Annotated in this window: 14 protein-coding genes; 10 read left to right on the top strand and 4 right to left on the bottom strand. The window is 43.1% G+C overall.

From position 1 onward, the window contains the following. Positions 1–8: 8 nt before the first annotated feature. On the bottom strand, positions 9–1,196 hold the full coding sequence (locus DB520_RS00070) for an efflux RND transporter periplasmic adaptor subunit (RefSeq protein WP_114747647.1): 1,188 nt from the start codon (positions 1,194–1,196) through the stop codon (positions 9–11). Positions 1,197–1,468: 272 nt separating this feature from the next. Here DB520_RS00070 and DB520_RS00065 point away from each other — a divergent pair, with 272 nt between their 5' ends. Genes DB520_RS00065 through DB520_RS00050 form a run of 5 tightly spaced genes read left to right on the top strand, consistent with a single transcriptional unit; the run spans position 1,469 to position 5,172 of the window. Continuing rightward, positions 1,469–2,581: a carbohydrate-binding family 9-like protein gene (locus DB520_RS00065; RefSeq protein ID WP_114747646.1), complete on the top strand. Its 1,113-nt coding sequence runs from the start codon at positions 1,469–1,471 to the stop codon at positions 2,579–2,581. A gap of 56 nt (positions 2,582–2,637) precedes the next feature. After that, complete coding sequence (locus DB520_RS27135; RefSeq protein ID WP_157971878.1) at positions 2,638–2,787, top strand: hypothetical protein; 150 nt, start codon at positions 2,638–2,640, stop codon at positions 2,785–2,787. An 18-nt stretch (positions 2,788–2,805) separates the two neighbouring features. Further along, a complete protein-coding gene (locus tag DB520_RS00060) occupies positions 2,806–3,609 on the top strand; it encodes a DUF4382 domain-containing protein (RefSeq protein ID WP_114747645.1) in 804 nt (267 codons plus the stop codon). Further along, on the top strand, positions 3,602–4,690 hold the full coding sequence (gene ribD / locus DB520_RS00055) for a bifunctional diaminohydroxyphosphoribosylaminopyrimidine deaminase/5-amino-6-(5-phosphoribosylamino)uracil reductase RibD (RefSeq protein WP_232834775.1): 1,089 nt from the start codon (positions 3,602–3,604) through the stop codon (positions 4,688–4,690). Before DB520_RS00060 ends, ribD begins: the two co-directional genes overlap by 8 nt. After that, positions 4,690–5,172 carry a GAF domain-containing protein gene (locus tag DB520_RS00050; protein ID WP_114748697.1) on the top strand — a complete coding sequence of 161 codons (483 nt, stop codon included), beginning with the start codon at positions 4,690–4,692 and terminating at the stop codon, positions 5,170–5,172. The genes ribD and DB520_RS00050 overlap by 1 nt, the downstream gene beginning before the upstream one ends. Before the next feature lie 199 nt (positions 5,173–5,371). Here the strand turns inward: DB520_RS00050 and DB520_RS00045 are convergent, their stop codons facing one another. Further along, positions 5,372–5,935: an LOG family protein gene (locus DB520_RS00045; protein WP_114747644.1), complete on the bottom strand. Its 564-nt coding sequence runs from the start codon at positions 5,933–5,935 to the stop codon at positions 5,372–5,374. Positions 5,936–6,000: 65 nt separating this feature from the next. On the opposite strand from DB520_RS00045, the gene rdgB reads away from it, so the two are divergent. Together rdgB and udk are read left to right on the top strand one after the other, a co-directional pair. Then, positions 6,001–6,579, top strand: a complete 579-nt coding sequence (gene rdgB, locus DB520_RS00040) for an RdgB/HAM1 family non-canonical purine NTP pyrophosphatase (protein WP_114748696.1) — start codon at positions 6,001–6,003, stop codon at positions 6,577–6,579. Between the two features lie 31 nt (positions 6,580–6,610). Continuing rightward, the gene (udk, locus tag DB520_RS00035; protein WP_114747643.1) at positions 6,611–7,231 is read left to right on the top strand and encodes a uridine kinase; all 621 of its coding nucleotides are present in this window, start codon (positions 6,611–6,613) and stop codon (positions 7,229–7,231) included. Between the two features lie 26 nt (positions 7,232–7,257). Here the strand turns inward: udk and DB520_RS00030 are convergent, their stop codons facing one another. Continuing rightward, entirely contained in the window at positions 7,258–8,529 is a 1,272-nt protein-coding gene (locus DB520_RS00030) for an MFS transporter (protein ID WP_232834774.1), read from the bottom strand. A 694-nt stretch (positions 8,530–9,223) separates the two neighbouring features. Here DB520_RS00030 and DB520_RS00025 point away from each other — a divergent pair. Both DB520_RS00025 and secDF read left to right on the top strand, forming a co-directional pair. Then, a complete protein-coding gene (locus DB520_RS00025; protein WP_114747642.1) occupies positions 9,224–9,595 on the top strand; it encodes a hypothetical protein in 372 nt (123 codons plus the stop codon). Between the two features lie 118 nt (positions 9,596–9,713). Continuing rightward, positions 9,714–12,680, top strand: coding sequence for a protein translocase subunit SecDF (gene secDF, locus DB520_RS00020; RefSeq protein WP_114747641.1), 2,967 nt, complete (start codon positions 9,714–9,716; stop codon positions 12,678–12,680). A 475-nt stretch (positions 12,681–13,155) separates the two neighbouring features. Here the strand turns inward: secDF and DB520_RS00015 are convergent, their stop codons facing one another. Beyond that, the gene (locus DB520_RS00015) at positions 13,156–14,301 is read right to left on the bottom strand and encodes a hypothetical protein (RefSeq protein WP_114747640.1); all 1,146 of its coding nucleotides are present in this window, start codon (positions 14,299–14,301) and stop codon (positions 13,156–13,158) included. Positions 14,302–14,406: 105 nt separating this feature from the next. On the opposite strand from DB520_RS00015, the gene DB520_RS00010 reads away from it, so the two are divergent. Further along, the gene (locus tag DB520_RS00010; protein WP_114747639.1) at positions 14,407–14,784 is read left to right on the top strand and encodes a GxxExxY protein; all 378 of its coding nucleotides are present in this window, start codon (positions 14,407–14,409) and stop codon (positions 14,782–14,784) included. Positions 14,785–15,238: the final 454 nt, after the last annotated feature.

Below are 15,238 nucleotides of genomic sequence, written 5' to 3'. Positions count from 1 at the left end.
GGCTTATACTACTGAGGTGAATCTGATGTAGAGGTACTTATCATGGAAATCTCTTCACTGATTTCCTCGATTTTTTCACTGTCAAGTGCAAAGGACTGTGGAATAATTATCATTCCGTCCCTGAGATTTTGAAATCCTTCATATACAATTTTTTCTCCTTCAGACAAGCCAGATTCTACAATGTAGTAATGGGAGAACCTAGCTTTCGGTACTATGCTTTTCATGCGGACCTCATTGTTTTCGTCTACGATATACACAAAACTTCTGTCCTGAATTTCAAAAACCGCCTTTTGGGGAATAATAATGGCGTTTCTAATGGCATTGGTAAGGATTACCTTACCTGTAGCGCCATGTTTAAGCAAGCTATTGGGATTGGGAAATTTTGCCCTAAAGGCAATGGATCCAGTATTGGCATTAAATTCCCCCTCCATCGTTTCGATCATGCCTTCATACGGATAAGGAACCCCGTTTGCCAAGATTAATTGGATGACATCGTTTTGGGTGGTTTCTTCCATGCTGGCTTGCATATATTCCAAATACTCCCTTTCTGACACATTGAAGTAAACATGAACAGCACTCACATCGGAGATGGAGGTTAACAAGGTGCCATGGTCTATTAAACTTCCCGTACGTTGGGGAATACGATCAATAATGCCACTAAAAGGAGCCCTGATTTCCGCATAGGATAGCCTTACTTTGGCATTGGTTTCTGCCGATTTGGCCTCTTGTATTTTCGCCAATACGGCCTCATATTTTGCTTTAGTAAGCTCAAGTTCAGATTCGGATATGACATTCTTGTCTACCAACACCTTCAACCTTTCCATTTCAAATTCCATCACCTTTGCCTCAGCATTGGCACTTTGGAGGTTGGCTATGGCCTTTGCAAGATCAGCCCTGTACTCCTCGTCATTTGTTTTAAAAAGCAATTGTCCTTTTTGGACAAATTTTCCTTCGTCCACATGGATTTCTTCTAGGAACCCCTGTACCCTAGCCCTAAGCTCCACATTCTGTACAGCTTTGATATCCGCCACAAACTGACGGTGTAGAATAGTGTCCTTGGCCACAACCTCTATTACGGGAACCTCTTTCGGGGTGTTTTTAGAGGCCTTTTCCTGCTTTTGCCCTTCTCCGCAACCGTGCAGAACCAACAACCCAGCTCCGATCAGCCAACCTTTACTTTTTCCTAAATTTATCATGATCTATGTATTCCGGTCAAATCCCTTTTTTTACCTATTAAAAATCAAAAAAATTTTATTTTCTTTTCAGGTAGGTTTGATTGGTTCAAAATTAATGATTTTGGCAGGTAATTATTTTTAAATTCTACAGACGGTATATATGTTTTTTGTGTTTGGCTTTTTAGTTCATAAAGCCTTTTTCTAAGAAAAAATCACAAATCTCCCAAAAAGCAGTCATATTTGAGATACCATATATTATGGTTTTCTATTAACTGAAATTGATATCGTTTAGTATGAATAACTTATTTACGTTTGAAGCTTTAAGGATTTGTTTGACCCATTTTATTTTTTCGTCTATTTTTTTGGGAGTTTCATGGGATAATTTGGCCCAGACCCCTGAGTATACACCAGAAATCAGACGAAGTTATGTGGCTTTTAAAGTGGACCAAAAACCCGAAATTGACGGTAAACTCGATGAAGAATCTTGGGAGAATGCGCCATGGTCCGAACCCTTTGTGGATATACAGGGAGGGACCTTCCCAGCTCCTACCTACCTTACCAGAATGAAGATGCTTTGGGATGAAGACCATTTTTACATTGGGGTGAAAATGGAAGAACCTCACCTTTGGGCAACCTATGAAGAGCCTGAGTCGGTGATTTTTCATGAAAATGACATAGAGGTTTTTTTGGATATGGACGGAGATACGCATAATTACTATGAGTGGGAAATCAATGCGCTCGGCACCCTCTGGGACCTTATGTTGACCAAACCTTATAGAAACGGTGGAAAGCCCATCAACGGGTGGAACATCAATGGATTTGAGTATGAGGTGTACCTGAGCGGGACCTTAAATGACCCCTCCGACGAAGATGAGTATTGGTCAGTGGAAATGGCGATACCTTGGAAAGCCCTTTCCCAGTCAGGGCCTTCCTACAGGCCCCCGCATGATGGGGAACAGTGGAGAATCAACTTTTCCAGGGTGCAGTGGCAACTGGAAACGGAAAGTGGAATCTATAAAAAAGTAATCAACCCCGACACCGGAAAGCCCTTCCCAGAGGACAATTGGGTGTGGTCGCCTATTGGGGAGATCAATATGCATATACCGGAGAGATGGGGTTTTGTGGAATTTTCTGAAAAGGCCGTGGGAGAAAGCAGTTTAGAAGCCAGGCACTTGCCAGATGAGAAGGTGAAAGATGAATTAAGAACCATTTATTCTGCCCAAAAGAAGTACTGGGCAGTACATAAAAAATATGCTAATGAGGCTTCAGAGTTGGGATTGACTCCTACGCTGCAAGAGATGTTTTTTGAAGTGAGTGAGACGCGGTTTAAGGTGTCTGCAGCTTCAAAAACGGAAGAAGACAAAAGATGGTATATCACTGAGGACAGCCGGATTTGGATGGAATAAACCAACCAAACCTTTACCTTTGCGTTAGGTTTTTGAGTAATGTGTAAAATCTGTTCATGAAATCGAGCCTGTCTACAGGCAGGCATGACGAGAACGTCACACACTGGGATGATTATAGACTGCGAGATTCTCCCGAAATAAATTCGGGACAGGCTCCCGAATCGAGTTCCCCGAAATATGTTCGGGGCAGGCTATATGGCCTTTAAAAAACAAATTATAATCATATGAAAGGCTTATCTTATTCATTTTCTATGTTGATGCTCTTTTTGTTGCTTACCAGTTCTTGCGAAGATTTGGAAAGTCAACAGAAAGCACTGGTTAATGTGCTGCTTATTGACGAGCCGGGTTCTTTCGAGCAGGTATGGGTGGAGGTATTGGGCGTTGAGGTATTGCCCACAGGATCCAGGGGTCAGGAAAATGCAGATTGGCTGTTTATCCCCTACACTCCTTCTATCAAAACCGTTTCCCTGACGGAACTCATTGCTGATCAAAGGTTGCTGCTGGGTAGGAAGGAAATCCAATCCGGCCAAATCATTGGCGTTAGGCTGGTCCTGGGGGACAACAATTACCTGATTAGCCAAGGGGAGCGGGTAAATCTTCAGCCATCCACTGATTTTAATAACCGCCTGACGTTGGACGTTAATTTCAATGTTCCAGCCGGGTTTTCTTTTGATTTATACCTGGATTTTAGTGTTGTAAAATCCATTCGGCAAGCTGACTCCGGTGGTTGGGAGCTTTCCCCCTCCATTAGGGCATTTGATGCTAGTGAAGTGACAGAAATCAGGGGTACCGTACAGCCTGCCAATTCCTATCCTATGGTATATGCCATCAGCGAAAGGGACACCATCACCACCTTGGCTCATCCCCAAAGGGGGGAGTTTAGGCTAAGAGGCTTGCCCCCGGCTACTTATACAGTAATTATCCAGCCTAACATAAATTATTTGGATACTGCATTTCAGGTGAGCCCCACACTGGACTCCCTGGTGCAATTAGGTAATCTCCCAATACGTGAAAGAACAAATGACTGATTCGATTACTCTTCAAAAAAGGGATGCTGACTTTATGAAAAGGGCCATGGAATTGGCCTTCCAAGGTATGGGGAGTGTAAGTCCTAATCCTATGGTAGGCTGCGTGGTGGTACATGAGGGTAAAATCATAGGTGAGGGCTATCATAAAGAATATGGTCAGTTGCATGCTGAGCCCAATGCGATAAACAGTGTAAAAGATAAGGCATTATTGAAGGAAAGTACTGTGTATGTGACCTTGGAACCCTGTGCCCACCATGGAAAGACTCCTCCCTGCGCGGACTTATTGGTAGATAGGAAAGTAAAGCGAGTGGTCATCGGCGCCATAGACAGTAACCCCTTGGTAGGCGGTAAAGGCGTAAAAATAGTAAGGGAGGCGGGGATAGAGGTAACTACAGGTGTGCTGGAGGACGAGCTCCGGTGGCAAAACAGGCGGTTCTTTACCATGATGGAAAAGAAAAGACCGTACGTAATACTGAAATGGGCCCAGACCCAGGATGGTTTCGTGGCTAGAAAAAATTATGACAGCAAATGGATTAGCAATTCTCTTAGCCGGCAGATGGTACATAGGTGGAGGGCAGAAGAGGCCGCTATTATGGTAGGTACAAAAACGGCCTATTATGATAACCCAAGGTTAAATGTAAGGGATTGGGTGGGCAAGGATCCTATTAGGGTTTTGATAGACAAGCAGCTTACCTTGGACACAAACTATTCCCTTTTTGATGGCAGTCAACCAACAATATGTTATAACCTGTTGAAATCCTCAGAGGTGAAAAACCTTTCGTATGTCAAATTGGAAGAGGGATTCAGTGTAGAGGATATCCTCGATGACCTGTATGATAGAAAGGTACAGAGTATAATCATTGAAGGGGGATCGGTGTTGTTGCAGCATTTTATTCGATTGGGAATTTGGGATGAGGCAAGGGTATTTGTAGGGCCTGTCAGGTTTGGCGAAGGCATACCCTCACCCAAGTTGGACTTGGAACCCCAAAAGATTATGGAGATATCCGGTGATTTGTTGAAAATTTATTTTAACTCCCAGGAACAGGGGGGATTGCTTCAGTTTAGTAAATTACATGGATGATGGAAAAGCCTTTGGATTTAAAAAATGCAACAAATAAGCAGGAAAAGTACGAAGCTTTGCTGCCACAATTGAAAGCCCTGGTGGAGGGAGAAGCCGACCTTATTGCTAACCTTGCCAATTTAGCAGCAGCCCTAAAAGAGGCTTTCGGATTCTTTTGGGTGGGTTTTTACCTAGTAAAAGGAGACACCTTAGTGCTGGGTCCATTTCAGGGGCCTTTGGCCTGTACACGGATTAAGTTTGGGGAAGGGGTGTGTGGTATATCTTGGAAAACCCAGCAAACCCAGTTGGTGCCGGATGTGGAGACCTTTCCCGGCCATATCGCGTGTAACTCCGCTTCCAAATCGGAGATTGTAGTACCTGTGGTCAGGGATGGGGAGGTCATTATGGTGCTGGACATCGATTCGGAAAGACTCGCGCAATTCGATGAGATAGACCAAATTTTCCTTGAAAAACTGTCGGTAGAACTCTTGGCTAAGCTTTAACTTTTATCTGTTTATAATTTCTTTTCAGCGGTCACACCTGACTGCCATGCATTCTGCAGTTAAACCGTCAGGCAGGTAGCCTGCCCCTGCCTGCCCCGAACTTGTTTCTGGGGACTCGCTTCGGGGGAATCTCGCAATCTTAATCATCCCCCCGTGTGACCTGCTCGTCATGCCTGTCTGTAGACAGGCTCGATTTCAGCTATCCTTTTGGAAAAGTGCTGGATTGAAAGGAGACCATCCTATCCATCAGTTCCTCTGGTTGGTCTGAAACGATAAGGGAGTCCAATTGAACATTTTTTAAAAAGCCTTCATCGCAGGCTTGCCTTAGAAACTCCAACAGTTTGTCATAGTAGCCATTCACGTTAAATAGGGCGAGGGGCTTGTGGATATAGGCCAGTTGATTGAGCGTCATGATTTCAAAAAGTTCCTCTAGGGTACCTATTCCACCTGGCATGGCTATAAACCCATCTCCCCTTTCCGCCATCAGCCACTTTCGGTCCCTCATGGTTTCCACCACCGTAAGTTCGGTACACCCATTATGCGCCACCTCTATATTTACCAGTTTTTGGGGGATAATTCCATATACGGACATATCCGCAGCCAGCATTTCATCTGCAATTACTCCCATTAGCCCAATGTTTCCCGCACCATACACGAGGGATAGGTTTCTTTTAATTAATTCTCTGGCCAGTAATTTTGCCGCCTCCACATACACAGGGTTGTTGCCTTTACTCGACCCACAATATACTGTCACTTTTTTCATCTGGGGAAATTAAGGAAAATATGCCCCAGGTGGGAGGGGTTCACGAAAATTTAATAATTTCGGGCATGAGAAAAATCTGTTTTGCTAGCAACAACCCCAAAAAATTGGAAGAAATAAGAAAAGCCCTAGAGGGAAAGCTGGAGATCCTGTCCCTTGAGGAGTTGGGCTGCAGGGAGGAATTGGAAGAGACTGGGGAAAGCCTGCTGGAAAATGCATTTCAGAAGGCCAGGTATGTACATACAAACTATGGGATAGACTGTTTTGCAGATGATACCGGCCTGGAAGTGGATGCCCTACAGGGAGCCCCTGGAGTGTATTCGGGGAGATTCGCCGGTGAGCCGAGAAGTGATGAACGTAATGTGGATTTGCTGCTCTCGAAAATGCAGGGTAAGGGCAACCGGTTAGCAAGGTTCAAGACGGTGATTGCCCTGATTGCAGGAGGGGAGGAGTTTAGCTTTGAGGGGGAAGTAATTGGCAAGATCGCCACCTCCAGAACTGGGTCGGGTGGTTTTGGATATGATCCTGTTTTTGTCCCGGAGGGTTACGATCGTTCCTTTGCCGAGCTAAGCTTGGAAGAGAAAAACAGCATCAGCCACCGAGGAAAGGCCGTAAGGAAGTTGAGGGAATTTTTGTTAAGAGCCTAGGTTTCGGAAATATGCCTTATTTTTGTCTCCCATGAACCAACCTTATATTGTAGGCATTACAGGGGGGAGTGCCTCTGGTAAGACCCTATTTTTGGACAAACTGCTCAATGCTTTTGATGTGGAACAAGTGTGCCTTATTTCCCAGGACAACTATTACAAGCCAAGGCATCAGCAGCCCATGGATGCGAAAGGTATCCACAATTTCGATACCCCCCACTCTATAGACTTTGAGGCCTATGCCAATGACATAAGAAAAATACAGGCGGGGGAGACCGTAGAAAGGAAGGAATACACCTTTAACAATCCCAATAAAAAACCTAGAATGCTGACCTTTAAGCCTGCCCCGGTCGTGGTGGTGGAGGGCATTTTTGTACTTTACTACCCGGAACTTGCCAACCTGCTGGACTTAAAGGTATTTATAGATGCCAAAGACTATATTAAACTAAGAAGAAGGATAGTAAGGGACAAGGTAGAGAGAGGCTATGATCTGGATGATGTGTTGTACCGATACGAAAATCACGTAATGCCCACCTACGAAAAATACATAGAGCCCTTCAAGCACGATGCCGACCTGATTGTACCCAACAACAGGGGGTTCGAAAGAGCTTTGGAGGTAATTAAAATTTATTTAAAGCATAAGGTAAACCGGTAAAGGGCCGGTAGCTTCAAAGGATAAATTTATCCATGATGCCTTTTCCCGAACTTCTTTTTGATTCTTTTATATTTAAATTTCCATTTGGCCTTAGTGAAGCTGGGCATGGCTCGGAAGGACTGGATTATTATTGGGAAAAGAATGCCAAGACTAATGGCAAACACTGCCCCAAAACCCAAACCTACATCTAAAATCAACCCATACAAGGCAGGGCCTACAGCAGAACTTAACACCATCATAGAGGTGAATAGGCTACGGACGGTCCCTATGTACTTTTTCCCAAAAAACTCAACTTGCAAGGCTGCCAATATTGCCGAACCAAACCCTACAGAAAGCCCCATCAATATCATATAGACAAACATTGCCCATGTGTAAGGGATCAGCCAAAGTCCCAAAATAGCAAAGAAAAAGGGAATCAAATACCAAGGGAAAAAGGTTCTTGCGCTGTGCTTGTCAATCAAAGGGCCTGCGGCAAGAATACTTGTGGCTCCAAAAATCGCATAAAAGGTAAGTCCCAAAGCCACAACACCTTCCCCCCAACCTTTGAAGTTTACGATGGGGATTTGATAGAAAAACAGTCCGGTAATAGCGAAGGGGATGAAAAAAACGTTGGGTGCCAAAAGCAAAAACTCCTTTGAGCGCATTATGTCCCTTTGCCTTACTTTTTTTGAAGCAGGGTTTGTATCCTGTGTTTCTTCACTACCCCCTTCGTTTTTCAAATGTTTTTCCTTTAACACAAAAAGGGTAAATGAAATTACAATAACAGTAATTACGGCAGCATTTATCCATAGGGATTCCCTCCAGCCCACTGCACTAATGACCAACAAAATAATAGCAGGCAAAATGGCCTGACCCAATGGATGCCCCAATGAGGCAAGGCTGATTGCCTTACCCCTGTTGGCCTCAAAATACCGGGACATGGTGGTAATGGAGATATGGGAATAAAGCCCCTGACCAGCAAGTCGCAATCCCAAAAATGAAATGGGGATGACCCACCATACAGTGGCGAGGGAGAAAAGGGTAAGCGAGATAGAAAAAAGTACAGTAGTGGCAATGGTGAATATTTTTATGGAAACGGTATCGATTAATTTCCCTACTTTAGGCAAAAGCGAGGCACTTACGATGGTTGCTACCCCATAAAATGTAGATATAGAGCTGTTGGATAGGGAGAATTCTGAAATTAGATGGGGTACATATAAGGCAAGTAAAAAGGTTTGGCCGAAGCTTGAAAGCGCAGTCATCATTATTCCAAAAACCATCATGATGGGGTTTCTACGTATAAATTGAAGGTAGTTCATATGATGTGTAGGAAAATGATCTAGTATTGACTTATCAAATTAATTTGGGAAGTTATTTTTAAAGGGCTTAAGGACTAAAGGTGGATGGTGGTCTGGGCAATTTCTATTTTATATTTCCGGAAAGCTTCAACTCTGGGATTTTTTTCAAATTGAAAGTCGTCTAATTAAGGATCCAAGATAGGAGTAATAATCTATAGGGTGTTAACAAAACCAGGCTAAATAGGTAGGTCATTGGAATCTGAAATTAAAATCAAAATTCTGGACAAAATCGAAGAAATCAAAAAGTAAGTTGAAATCGAGCCTGTCCTGATGGCAGTCAGGGCATGACGCGAGCGACACACGGTGGGATGATTATCGTTGCGAGATTCCCCCGAAACGAGTTCCCCGAAACGAGTTCGGGGCAGGCTATATGACCACTGAAAAGACAATATAAACATATGAAATGCTACGAGAACCTACCAGGTTAAGAGAGCACTTTCCCATGCGATAATAAGGGTAGATCTAGCTTCTTTTGGAAAGCCCTGCTTTCGAATTCCCTATTATTTGGAGGGATCTTTTTTCCCCATTGGATAGCGGTTCTTTCTAATAAGATTAATAGGGTATCCAGTAATCCGCTGATAATAAGAGGATTTAATCCCTAATGAATTTTATGAAATTTTGATATTATTTGGATTAATTTCTATATTTGCACCCGATGAATAAGCCCTACACACAAAAGCAACTTATAAGAGAGCGACTAACGCTTATGTTGGTTGTGTTTTTTTGTGTGCTTATTTCCAGTTCAGAATATTTGGTTCAGTTTGAGGAAAATCAAAATGAGCAAGTTAAAACTGAACAACACCAGGATGACGAATCCTCGGAAAAGAACGGGAGTACCTTCATTCATACTGCTGTGGATGCAGTGGTGCCCTTTGTGGGGGTGGTTATGGATCAAGTGTTCCATTTCATGTACGAGGTGTTTGGAGGGGAAGCTAAATTATCGACTGATTTAGTAAGCTTTGTACCCAGTTCCAATGCCTTCTTCGAGATACTTTTTGAACGGATTATTTCCACCAACGCACCCTAATTTCCTTCCTTATTTAATTCTCTAATCGCATTTCCTTGTGAGCAAGGGGAGGGTTAATGCCCTGCTTGCAAATGGATAAGCATACACGTTTAAATCAATTTAATATTTATCAATTATCATGCAAAACAAAGGTATAATCGTTTTCCTGACGGTATTGATTACGGGTTTGTGCCTGTACTATTTATCGTTTACCTTGGTGTCAAACCGTGTGCAAACGCAAGCCACGGAATACGCCACAGATGAAACTGGCAATGTGGATTTTGCCATGCGACAGACCTACTTGGACTCTATTTGGAGAGAGCCGGTATACAGTTTCCTAGGTTTCCCTTTTACCTATCAGGAGGTAAAACAAACGGAGTTGGGACTTGGACTTGACCTACAGGGTGGAATGCACGTCACTTTGGAAGTTTCCCCGGTAGAAATTGTCAGGGGGCTTTCGGGCAATAGCAAGGATCCCGTGTTCAATGAGGCCATAGCCGCTGCGGTGGAAAGAGCCAAGACCACCAATGAAAAATTCGTGGACCTTTTCTACCAGGAATGGCAATCCAGGGCAGGAGACCGAAAGCTTAACGCCATATTTGCCACTGCGGCCAATAGGGGCAGGATTTCGCTGGAGACCTCCGACTCTGCCATCCTAAATGTCATCGACGAAGAGGTTGAAAATGCCATTGACAGGTCTTTCAATATTCTTAGGACCAGGATAGACAGGTTCGGTACTTCCCAGCCCAACATCCAACGCATCCAGGGATCCGGGAGGATTCAGATTGAACTTCCCGGTGTGGATAACCCCGAGCGGGTAAGAAACCTTTTGCAGGGAGTGGCTAAATTGCAGTTTTGGGAAGTAGCAGAAATCAATGATTTTGGAGATGCCTTACAGCGGGTAAATGCCATGCTGGTGGAAGAAGCCAAAGCCCAAAAACCGGAAGGGGATGGACAGGAGCCTGCTCTAGCGGATACCACTGACCTGGAAAGTGACTTAGCCAGGCAATTGGCCGAAGGAACCGACGAAGGAGACAGCTTGGATGTGGGCGTTTCGCCTTTGTTTTCTCTGTTGCAGGCGAATTACGGATTGGTGTATCAAGTTCGTGATACCCTTACCATCAACCGCATTATCAATCGGGATGACGTTAGGTCCATGCTGCCAAGGGATATCCGCTTTCTGTGGTCAGTGAAACCTCAAAAAGACGGCAACCAGGAGTTTTTGGAATTGCACGCCATCAAAGCTCCAAGGGGAGCGGAGCAAGCACCATTGGAAGGCGATGTGATCACGGATGCCAGGCAAACTTATGACCAATCTTCCCGTCCCGCAGTAAGCATGCAGATGAATGCAGATGGGGCCAGAAGATGGAGGAAGTTGACTGCCGATAATATCGGCAATAGGATAGCGGTAGTGCTGGATGATTTCGTTTACACAGCCCCAACCGTACAGGGGGAAATTCCATCAGGACAGTCTGAAATCACCGGTAACTTCTCGATGGAAGAGGCAAAAGACTTGGCCAATATCCTTAAGTCAGGAACCTTGCCAGCACCAACAAGAATTGTGGAGGAAGCCATTGTAGGACCTACCCTTGGAATAGAAGCGAGTAAACAGGGAATCAATTCCATGATTGCTGGCTTGGTATTGGTAGTGCTTTTTATGGTTGCCTACTATGCAAAAGGAGGCTTTGTGGCCATTGCTGCATTGCTTTTCAATATATTCTTTATTCTCGGGATATTAGCCCAGTTGGGTGCGGCATTGACCTTGCCTGGAATAGCGGGTATCGTACTTACCATAGGGATGTCTATTGATGCCAACGTCCTTATATTCGAAAGGATCAAAGAGGAGCTTAGAAATGGTGCAGGGTTGTTGCAATCCATCAGCAGCGGTTATAACAAGGCCTTCAGTGCTATCTTGGATTCTAATGTCACCACTTTCTTAACCGGTGCAATTCTTTATTCATTGGGTCAGGGACCCGTAAAAGGATTTGCCATTGTTTTGATGATTGGTATAGCATCCTCCTTTTTCTCTGCCGTGTTTATCACCCGCGTAATTGTTCACTGGATGAGTAAAAAAGGGGACAAGAGCAAACTTTCTTTTGAAACCCCATTTTCCAGGAACGTGCTTGGCAGTCTAAACATAGACTTCTTGAGCAAAAGGAAATTTGCTTACATTATTTCCACTTCCATAATTGTACTTGGTTTGGGAATTGCAGCCATCAATGGCTTGAAATTCGGCGTGGACTTCACCGGTGGCCGCTATTATATTGTTGAATTTAACGAGGCAATCCCCGCATCTGAGCTTAAAGTAGGGCTAGACGCAGAGTTTGATGGTGCTGTGGAGGTAAAAACGTATGGTGCCAACAACGTGCTCAAGGTGACGACTTCCTACCTGATCAATGAAGACTCCGACGAGGCAAACAGGGAGGTTGAAAATAGAGTAAGAGAAGGTATTTCCAACGTGACTGGACTGGAATTTATTCAAAATGCCTCCCTTCTCGGAGACGGGAATTTTGCCATAACAGGCTCCAACAAGGTAGGGGCCACCGTGGCTGACGATATCAAACGTTCCTCCGGAGAGGCCATGTTTTTTGCACTGGTGGCAATCTTCCTATACATTTTGTTGAGGTTTAGGAAATGGCAGTTCTCCTTGGGATCCATCATAGCCTTGATTCACGATACCTTATTCGTGATTGCCGCTTTTGCTATTGCAAGTGCCTTTGGAGCCACTTTTGAGATAGACCAGGTATTTATTGCAGCGGTACTAACCGTAATTGGTTATTCTATTAATGATACCGTGATCGTGTTTGACCGTATTCGTGAAAACGTGGCGAACAGGGGTACAGGCAGATTGGTCGCCATGTTTAATGATGCCATCAACCAAACTATGGCAAGGACGCTGATCACTTCCGCCACTACCCTGATTGTGGTCTTAGTGTTGTTGATATTTGGTGGTGAGGTATTGAGGGGATTCTCTTTTGCCTTATTGATCGGTGTGTTGGTGGGTACTTATTCTTCCATTTATATTGCCACTCCAATAGTGGTGGACTTAATGAAGAAGGAACTTGCCAAAGAGGAAACCAAAAAGCCCGCCAAAAAGGTGGCGTAGTCCTTAATGGAATCAGAATTAAAAAAAGCCGGGCAAATTGTCCGGCTTTTTTTTTCAGTTTTTTAGGAGTACATTTTTTAATCTGGGATTTTCATAAAAAATAAACACCTATTTGTAAATGTATTATTTAATAAATGATAAGAATAATTTAATGTTTAATTATAAAATATTGAATTTATCTTAATATTTATTATGTTTGAGTCGGTCTTTCAAATTGAAAGCACTACCTAACCAACTATACCATGAGAAATATTTTTAAAGGACTACTTGCGGGCTATGGTGCCTACAAACTCGGAGGCGGATGCTTCAGCACGATTTTGGTTTTTATACTTATTTGGTTCCTGCTAGGACAGTGTAGCTAAAGGGATTTGAGAAAGGTTATCCAGAATATATAAGGGCAATTGTTTCCAGGCAGCATTTCTTTATTTGGGGAAAGGAGGAATTGGTTATGCTAGAGGGGGTAACTTAAAAGTGTTTATTTGGATTCTACATTTAGCTTGTAAACCGTCACATCATCCTCTTCTAACCCTAAGCTTTCCTGGTTTTTGACGGCTATTATTTCCCCTTTTCCACTGAGTACTGAAGTAAAAATCATATGTCCAGGAAGGAGTATATCTTTTTCAAGGAGTAGGTGATTTTGATCTAACACAGCAAGATACCTAGGAATGCTATAGATAAACTGCATCCATTTGATGGGGTCTTCACGGTTTTGCTGTTTTACTCTCTCTTCTGGGATGCCCTTGGTATAGATCACCAATATTTTATCACCTTTATGGTAAATCTGCTCTATCTTTCCAAAAATATTAAATTTTGAGGCTTCCTGCATTTCACTGTTCCTGCTGAGGGGAACTCCTCGGATATCGATGGCATCCTCAATTGCCAGGTCCACAGTCCTATCAAATTGAATCTCCCCTTCTTTCTGCGAATAAACATGGTATTTTCGTTCTGCCAGTAGACTGACCAACCATTCGTTTTCGTTTTTCCGGATGATGGGAAATGTCCAATGGTAGTAGTTGCCGTCCTCATAAATGGTGTTGGGAGGGAAAGGCATGGTTGTTCTTATCCGGCTTGTTCCTGGCTCAAGTAGTTCTAGGATGGGACCGGAATAAATGGATTTAAATGTTTTAGACCAATCGGATAAGTCAAATTCTTCCCGCATTGGTTTTATATAGGCCAGCTCATTTCCTAACTTTTGAGCTGCAAAGTCAAGACTATTGAGGTAGAAGTATTCATTTGGGATTGAAGTCACATTTTTGATGCTGCCTTTGTGGGTAAAAGTCACAATACCCATTTTCCGGTCTAGAATGCTTACATGCCCGTCCAGAAATCCAATTCCCATTGCCCAGGTAATGGCGTTTGGGCCGTCGGTATGCATGGTGAATTGGTGTTTGATCTCACCCGTGTCATCAAACAACAGGATTTCTTCTGTGGCATTATTTCTTCCCAGATATAACCCAGTTTCAGCTTCGAAATCGAACACTACCAAGTTGCCTAGGTAATTAACTTTGATAGAGTCGGCCAACTGTACTGCATAAATGGGTTTTCCTTCCGAAAAGCCCTCTTTTTTTGTACAGGAGAGGTTAAGCAGTATTACAAAAAAGCAAAGGAGAATTCGAGTCATTCCTAAATTTATTAAAATTTTTATAGTTATATTCTTAAAAAAAGTTAATAAATATATTGGGATTGATTGTTTTAAGGTGTTTTAATTTCAATTGATTCTTAGGCTATGCAAGAGAATGATATTTCCTATAAAATTCGTGGTGCCATATACGAAATCTATAATGAATTAGGGGCAGGTTTATTGGAGTCGGTGTATGTTGCAGCTATGGAATATGAATTGATTCGCCAAGGGTTGGATGTAAAGCGAGAAGTACCCTTGCCCGTTGTTTACAAAGAGGTGAAACTAGAGTTGGGTTTCAGATTAGACCTCTTGGTTGAAGAAAAAGTTATTGTGGAAGTGAAGTCGGTAGAAAAGCTTGCTGAAGTCCATCATAAGCAGGTAGTAACATATTTAAAGTTAACCAATTTAAAATTGGGGGTTTTGGTTAATTTTAATGTTTCCAATATCAATGAGGGGATATTCAGAAAAGTAAATAGCTTGTAGGGAGATTCCTGATAATAAAAAATTGCTGGAAAAGAGATGGCACAAATCTGCGGAATACGCTTGAGAGTTTTTCCCCGCAGATAACGCAGATAACGCTGATTTTTATTATGTTGATTTAATGAAGATCCTTAAGTTTAGAGCCAGCTCCTCTGCGCAAATCCGTGAAATCCGCGGGAGGCTTTTCCCCGCAGATAACGCAGATAACGCTGATTTTTATTATGTTGTTTTAATGAAGATCCATATGTTTAGAGACAGCCCCTCTGCGGAAATCGGCGAAATCTGCGGGAGAGTTTTTCCCCGCAGATAACGCAGATAACGCTGATTTTTTTTGTTGTTTTAAGGAAGATACTCAGGGCTTCTTGGAAAATTCGATAAAATTTGACCACGCAGGGAAAAACTAATTCCTTCGTGGTTTTTTTGTGTTTATTTGTTCTGATCAGCAGTACAATTCAAT

Source organism: Pleomorphovibrio marinus (assembly GCF_003347495.1).
In the GTDB taxonomy this organism is placed as follows: Bacteria; Bacteroidota; Bacteroidia; order Cytophagales; family Cyclobacteriaceae; genus Pleomorphovibrio; species Pleomorphovibrio marinus.
This window is presented reverse-complemented; position numbering and strand designations above follow the sequence as displayed.

Bases quoted from the DNA above. Each gene is read 5' to 3' on its own strand.
- DB520_RS00025 (WP_114747642.1), top strand. From the start codon at position 9,224: ATGAATAAGCCCTACACACAAAAGCAACTTATAAGAGAGCGACTAACG.
- DB520_RS00050 (WP_114748697.1), top strand. From the start codon at position 4,690: ATGGAAAAGCCTTTGGATTTAAAAAATGCAACAAATAAGCAGGAAAAG.
- DB520_RS27135 (WP_157971878.1), top strand. From the start codon at position 2,638: ATGAAATCGAGCCTGTCTACAGGCAGGCATGACGAGAACGTCACACAC.
- udk (WP_114747643.1), top strand. From the start codon at position 6,611: ATGAACCAACCTTATATTGTAGGCATTACAGGGGGGAGTGCCTCTGGT.
- DB520_RS00065 (WP_114747646.1), top strand. From the start codon at position 1,469: ATGAATAACTTATTTACGTTTGAAGCTTTAAGGATTTGTTTGACCCAT.
- DB520_RS00030 (WP_232834774.1), bottom strand. From the start codon at position 8,529: ATGAACTACCTTCAATTTATACGTAGAAACCCCATCATGATGGTTTTT.
- DB520_RS00045 (WP_114747644.1), bottom strand. From the start codon at position 5,935: ATGAAAAAAGTGACAGTATATTGTGGGTCGAGTAAAGGCAACAACCCT.
- rdgB (WP_114748696.1), top strand. From the start codon at position 6,001: ATGAGAAAAATCTGTTTTGCTAGCAACAACCCCAAAAAATTGGAAGAA.
- ribD (WP_232834775.1), top strand. From the start codon at position 3,602: ATGACTGATTCGATTACTCTTCAAAAAAGGGATGCTGACTTTATGAAA.
- DB520_RS00010 (WP_114747639.1), top strand. From the start codon at position 14,407: ATGCAAGAGAATGATATTTCCTATAAAATTCGTGGTGCCATATACGAA.
- DB520_RS00015 (WP_114747640.1), bottom strand. From the start codon at position 14,301: ATGACTCGAATTCTCCTTTGCTTTTTTGTAATACTGCTTAACCTCTCC.
- DB520_RS00060 (WP_114747645.1), top strand. From the start codon at position 2,806: ATGAAAGGCTTATCTTATTCATTTTCTATGTTGATGCTCTTTTTGTTG.
- secDF (WP_114747641.1), top strand. From the start codon at position 9,714: ATGCAAAACAAAGGTATAATCGTTTTCCTGACGGTATTGATTACGGGT.
- DB520_RS00070 (WP_114747647.1), bottom strand. From the start codon at position 1,196: ATGATAAATTTAGGAAAAAGTAAAGGTTGGCTGATCGGAGCTGGGTTG.